At 61.1% G+C, this 5762-nt stretch carries 8 protein-coding genes; 6 read left to right on the forward strand and 2 right to left on the reverse strand.

Annotation, left to right across the window (positions count from 1 at the left end; genetic code table 11):
* A partial coding sequence (locus KDL09_RS17230) for an AAA family ATPase (RefSeq protein WP_294387847.1) occupies positions 1 to 887 on the reverse strand: 887 nt, incomplete at its 3' end.
* 5 nt (positions 888 to 892) lie between these two features.
* Positions 893 to 1741 (reverse strand): hypothetical protein, encoded by an 849-nt coding sequence (locus KDL09_RS17235; protein ID WP_294387850.1) that lies wholly within the window; start codon positions 1739 to 1741, stop codon positions 893 to 895.
* Between the two features lie 312 nt (positions 1742 to 2053).
* Between KDL09_RS17235 and KDL09_RS17240 the strand changes: the two genes are divergently transcribed.
* The 6 genes from KDL09_RS17240 to KDL09_RS17265 all read left to right on the forward strand — a co-directional run.
* Positions 2054 to 2278: a hypothetical protein gene (locus tag KDL09_RS17240; RefSeq protein ID WP_294387853.1), complete on the forward strand. Its 225-nt coding sequence runs from the start codon at positions 2054 to 2056 to the stop codon at positions 2276 to 2278.
* A 55-nt stretch (positions 2279 to 2333) separates the two neighbouring features.
* Complete coding sequence (locus tag KDL09_RS17245) at positions 2334 to 3065, forward strand: hypothetical protein (protein WP_294387856.1); 732 nt, start codon at positions 2334 to 2336, stop codon at positions 3063 to 3065.
* Between the two features lie 29 nt (positions 3066 to 3094).
* The gene (locus KDL09_RS17250; RefSeq protein WP_294387857.1) at positions 3095 to 3934 is read left to right on the forward strand and encodes a PD-(D/E)XK nuclease family protein; all 840 of its coding nucleotides are present in this window, start codon (positions 3095 to 3097) and stop codon (positions 3932 to 3934) included.
* A gap of 21 nt (positions 3935 to 3955) precedes the next feature.
* Positions 3956 to 4102: a hypothetical protein gene (locus tag KDL09_RS17255; protein WP_294387863.1), complete on the forward strand. Its 147-nt coding sequence runs from the start codon at positions 3956 to 3958 to the stop codon at positions 4100 to 4102.
* Between the two features lie 20 nt (positions 4103 to 4122).
* Positions 4123 to 5346: a PIF1 family ATP-dependent DNA helicase gene (locus KDL09_RS17260; RefSeq protein ID WP_294387865.1), complete on the forward strand. Its 1224-nt coding sequence runs from the start codon at positions 4123 to 4125 to the stop codon at positions 5344 to 5346.
* Positions 5343 to 5762: bifunctional DNA primase/polymerase (locus tag KDL09_RS17265; RefSeq protein WP_294387867.1), on the forward strand; the 420-nt coding region annotated here is incomplete at its 3' end. The genes KDL09_RS17260 and KDL09_RS17265, both read left to right, overlap by 4 nt.

Here is a 5762-nt window from a genome sequence, read left to right on the forward strand (position 1 = left end):
AAGGTGTCTTTGGCAGCGTCGGCTGATTTGTTGGAGTGGTTGGAAAGAATCATTGGCAGGCCGGATTCAGGCGCATCAGCGAAGCCGGCGGTGTTGTAACGAATCATGGATTCGAACACACACGGCCCGCCAGGCATCGCTCGAACGTTTTGAATGTAGGTCTGCTGCGCGGCCGTGGGCTGTTCAGCAAAGAATTGAACCATCGTGAAAACGACACCAAGAACTGCTGGGTTGATCGGGCACAGAGCCTCTGCGCCTTCACCACCGGCCATGCCAGCGAAGTCTTTCACGAGCTGGTCGATGTGCCGCAGGAGGTACTGAATCCCCAAGGTGGAAAGATAATCCGGGCGGGCAGGGATGAGAATGCTGTCGCTGGCAGCGATCGCATTCTTGGTGACGACGTTGAAGTTTGGAGGACAGTCAATCAGGACGTAATCGTAGGTTTCAGGGGGGATGGCGGAGAGCTCTGAACGAAGCCGGTCGTGAACCTGCATGAAGGTGCGGCGAACCTGGGGAAGCGTGCCGCCGCCGAGCTGGGTGGCCAATTCAAGATCAAGATTGATCAGGTCCAGATGGGACGAAATCAGATCGAGCCTTCCCCTGCCATTCAGCGCGTCCTGGGTCGCCTCAGGAGTGAATGCAAGCGTGTGCAGGGGAACCTGCTGGGAACTACCATAAGCATCGTGCCAGGTCTTGATCGTCCTGGCAGGTTCAATCTTCGCGCGCCATTCGTCGGGCTTGAGAAAGCAGAACGTGAGGCTCGTCTGTGGATCAACATCAATGAGAAGCACCTTCTTGCCTTGGCGGGCCAGTCCGGCGCCGAGATTGGCTGTAAGGGTCGTCTTACCGACGCCGCCTTTGTAGTTGATGATGGAGATGGTTTGCATGGATGTCAGGGAACAGAAGGGAGTTGAAGTTCGACGTTGGGACCGAAGTAGCTGTCCACGATGGCCGCAAACACCTGGCGGTTTGTCGGCGTCTGGATCTTCGTGATCTTTTCGCGCATGGATTCGGGTGCCGAGATCGCCAGCTTTGACCCGTCAAAGGACGAAAGCTCAAGGCTGGTAATGACGTCAGCGAGCAAGGGTCGTTCACGCGCGAACTCTTCCCGGACGTGAAGCCAGGCGACTTCGGGATCGAGACGGGGTGGGACGGCGTAAGGTCTGGAAATGGCAGGTTCCGCATCGTTGAGGAAGTCCAATCCATGGCTGACATCCAGCGAGAGGTCTTCGGGAAGATCCACGGCGATCCCGATGGCTTGGCGATACGTTTCAGGAGTCCAGCCCTTGTCGAGCAGCTTGATGAGCCGTGCCAGATCCGATTGAACGGAATTCATGGCGGCCCGCAGCAGCACGGGCTGTTCCGGGTCGTCCTCAATCTTCTTTGTTTCCGACTCGTACTGGCGCAGGGCTCTGGAGATCTCGATCACCCGACGCTCCAGGGAAGGCAGCGTGCCTGCCAACAGGAAACGGATGGCGCTGACAACAATGCGGCAGCCTTTTCTGCGATAGTGAGCCCTGGCCTCCTCCTTGATTTTAACGAGTGAGTTGAGTTCAGACAGATCGGCCAGCGTGAGAGGATCGAGCATGTTCTGGATCACCGGACCGAGGTGATCTCGGATGAATGAAGAAAGGTCGCGGCTGTTGGATTTCTCCATGGCCAGTTTCAGAGCGTAGCGGAACTCCAGCGTGCACTTGAAGCTGACGTTCTGATGGAAGTCTTGGTTGGGGTAGCGGGCCATGTATTTCAGTGTAATACCAAATTTACGCAGTATGTCAATTTCAAGTTGTCCGTTTTGGTAGTATCATTTATTCCACGCTACGACATCGAAAGACCAGAACCTCTGAGCACTCCAAATTCATCCATGAAACCACCCACCCGTCGCCCCGCTCCCGTCTCTGTCCGGCTTGAACCCCGGCTCCTCAAAGCCCTCCGAGAGGCCTCCGACCGGGAAGAGCGACCAGCGAGTTTCATCATTCGACGCGCCCTCAAAGCCCACCTCGGGCTGGGTAAGCCGAACCGAGTTTGACACCCCGAACCCAACACAAACCTCATGCCCAAGCTCCTTCCTCACTCCCGCATTCTCAGCCAGGCCGATGTCTATCGGCTGCTGGGCCGGCAGACGGCTGACGATGCCATCCGAAATGGCTGGCTGAAGCCCTGCTGCTTCAAACAAGTGCCACGCGGCCCGCAGCGCCGCCTCTTCGATCTCGAAGCCATCCGCCGCGTCGAAGACCGCCTCCTCGCCGGGGAATACCCCGGCCAACCCAAACCTTGATCCATCCCTTTCCCATCAACAAACCCACAACAACCCAACACACATCCTACATCCCATGAAACTCACCGCTCAATCCAACAAGCCCTTCGACACCCATCCTGAATACAACGGCAGCGCCGTCTGCGTGGACGTCACGCCCCCCAAAACCGTGCAGACCGACTACGGTCCGAAGGAGCAGTTCCGCCTCGTCTTTGAAACCACGCAGCTCCGCGACGACGGCAAGCCCTACCTCGTCTGGTCGCGCGGCTTCAACACCACGCTGGGGGAAAAATCCGCGCTGCGTGCCTTCCTCAAGCAGTGGTTCGGACGCGAGCTAACGCCCGCCGAGCAGCAGGAGTTCGACACCGAGACGCTCATCGGCCGCACGGCCCAGCTCGTGATCGTTCACAACGAGGGCCGCAACGGCGAAACCTACGCCAACATCGGCCTCATCCGTCCCGACAAGAGCGGCACTGGCCTGAAGCCCTCCGGCAAATATGTCCGCGTCAAGGACCGCCAGGACAAGGACGCCTCTTACAACCGGGTCTCCCAACCCGCGTCCAACGATACGCAGCCTGCGGATGACTGGCACTTTACCAAGGTCCACGTCGGCAAGCATGCGGGCGTGGAGCTTTGCGAACTGGACCAGACCGCCGTGCGCAACCTCTGCGAGCACTGGCTGCCCGTCGCCATGGCGATGGACAAGCCGCTCAAAGCGGACCGCGACTTGATGGAAGCGCTCGTGAAGGCCGCCGCCGAGATGGGCATCCCCTGCCCCGCTCCCCAGGCAGATGACATCGCCTACTGAGTTGCAAACCCCGAACCCGATTCCCCGCCATGATCCTCATCCAACGCGAATCCCCCTCCCACTGGTATCTGCCCGATGGCACGCCGTATCACGATGTGCCACGGGCGGACGGCAACGGAACCCGCTCCGCCACGCTGCGTGACGCACGCAAAGTAAACGCCCTGCCCTCAGTCACCAACATCCTCGGCGTTCTGGCCAAGCCCGGCCTCGATGCCTGGAAACAGGAACAGGCCATCATGGCCGCTCTGACGCTGCCGCGGCGCGAGAACGAATCCCTCGATGACTTCGCCCGCCGTGTCGTGACCGACATGAGCGAGCAGGTCGCCAAGGCCGCCGACCTCGGCAGCGCAGTGCACGCGGCCATCGAGGTCTATCTGCAAACCGGCGAACCACCGGAGAACCCCGACATCCTGCGGTTGTTCATGCCAGTGAAACTCTGGATCGACGACCACATCGAGCGCATCGGTCTGGTGGAAACCGTGGCCGTGCATTCGGAGCTCGGTTTCGCCGGGCGCATCGACCTGGTGGCCAAGCTGCGGCATGCCGGCACCTGGGCCGTGATTGACTTTAAGACGCAGAAGATGAAGCCCGACAAGAAGGGCAACTATCAGGCCGCCTTCTATGAAACGTGGCCGCTCCAGTTGATGGCCTACTTCAAGGCGCTCGATCATGCGGGCGAATGCAGCCGCAAGCTGGAGGACATTGCCTCGGTGGTGATCAACTCCGTCGAACCCACCCCCGTGCAGGTGAAGGTCTGGCCGCGTGAGGAGCATGAGCCCTGCTGGCAGGCCTTCCAAAGCGCCCGCGAGCTGTGGTGCTTCACCAAGGGCTACCGCCCGCAACCGCACCCAGCCGCGCTCACCGCATGAACCTTTCACTCGCAACCCACCATGCCTACGCTCATGACCTCCCTCGACACGCCCCTGCGGCTGCGCGCAACGCCCACACGCCGACCTCCGCACCCCGACTGGTGGCGCTGGCTGACCTTCGTGCTGGGATTCTCGCTCGGGTGGATTCTGCACATGCAGATCGGGTGAACGACAATGACACCGCCGCGATGTTCCACCGCCTGGTGCGGCAGGGCCGCAATGTCCTGCTCACCGGTCAGGCTGGAACTGGCAAGAGCACCTTGTTGCGCAACGAGCTCGAGCACGCGGGTAATGACGTGGCCGTCACAGCCTCCACCGGCATCGCCGCGCTCAACATTGGCGGCAGCACGCTGCACCGCTGGAGTGGCATGATGCTGGGCCCCAAGCGGGGCGATGATCCACGTGAGTTCCTGCGCGAGCTCATGCGTGACAAACGCCAGTCGGTGCGTGCCGGCATGGACCGCATCCGCGCCTGCCGCCTTCTCGTGCTCGACGAGGTTTCGATGCTCTCCGGCGTGACACTGGAGTTCTTCGACCTGCTGTGCCGCACGGTGCGGCGTGATGATGCGCCCTTTGGTGGCATCCAGATCATTGCCACGGGTGACTATCTGCAACTGCCGCCCGTGCGCATCAATCCGAGCGAGCCTTATGACTGGGCGTTCCAAACGGAGGCGTGGCAACGCGCCAACTTTGCCGTGATCCATCTCACCAAGGTTCACCGACAGGACGAGCCACAGTTCCTTGCGGCCCTCGGTGAGTTTCGGCAGGGACGCCTCAATGCGGAGAACTCGGCACTGCTCGCCTCCCGCGTGGTTCACTTTCCCAATGCCGACATCCCGCGCCTGTTCACGCACAACACGCAGGTGGACAAATGGAACGCCTACCGGCTCTCCTGCATCGACACGACTGAAACCGCCTACCAGGCACGCACGGACGGGCCAGAACATCAGATCCAGTTCCTGCGCAACAATCTGCTCACCCCGGAGCGTCTCGTGCTCAAGCCGGGTGCCCGCGTCATGTTCACCGTGAACAAACCCGACATGGGTTTCGTGAACGGCCAGACCGGCACGGTGGTTGTGTGCGGGCGAGATGAAGTGCTCGTCGATTGCGATGGGCTGCCGATCTGCGTCGCACCGTATGAATGGCGGTTTGACGCACGCGACAAGCACAGCGCCACCTTTGTGCAGATCCCACTGCGGCTTGCTTGGTCGCTCACGATCCACAAGGCGCAGGGCCTCACGCTCGACTCGGCCTACATCGACGTGAGAGCCGCCCGCGAACCCGGCCAGGCCTACGTGGCTCTTTCGCGTGTGCGCTCGCTCGCCGGGCTCAACCTCAAGGCGTGGTTTGGCGGCGTGTTCGTCAGCCGTGCCGCGCTGCACTTCTACCAATCCCTTTCATCCGCCGCATGACCTTTTCGATTCCAGCCACCATCAACGAACTCGACCGCCTGCAGGCAGCGCAGTTCTACCATGACCGGCTCGGCTGGGCCGTGCATCCGCTCATGCCGCCCGACCGCGGCGACGAGCAGGAACGCGGCAAGAAACCCCTGCTCAAAGGCTGGCGCAATCATCGTGCCGAGGAGGTGACGCAGGATTTCTTGAAGCGCCACTTCAACGGCACCAGCCACACCAACGTGGGCTGCGTCGTGCGCCCGCCGTTCATCCATGTGGATCTCGACAGCAAGCCCGATGCGGGCGAGTCCGTCCGTGCATGGTTGTGCTCTCAACCGCAGCTTGCGGAGGTGCCGCGTGAACTCACCGGCGGCGGTGCCCATCTCCTCTTCGTCTGCCGCGACCTGCCCGAGGCCGTGCTCAAGTCGAAGAAG

The sequence above is a fragment of the Prosthecobacter sp. genome, from assembly GCF_020439865.1.
In the GTDB taxonomy this organism is placed as follows: domain Bacteria; phylum Verrucomicrobiota; class Verrucomicrobiia; order Verrucomicrobiales; family Verrucomicrobiaceae; genus Prosthecobacter.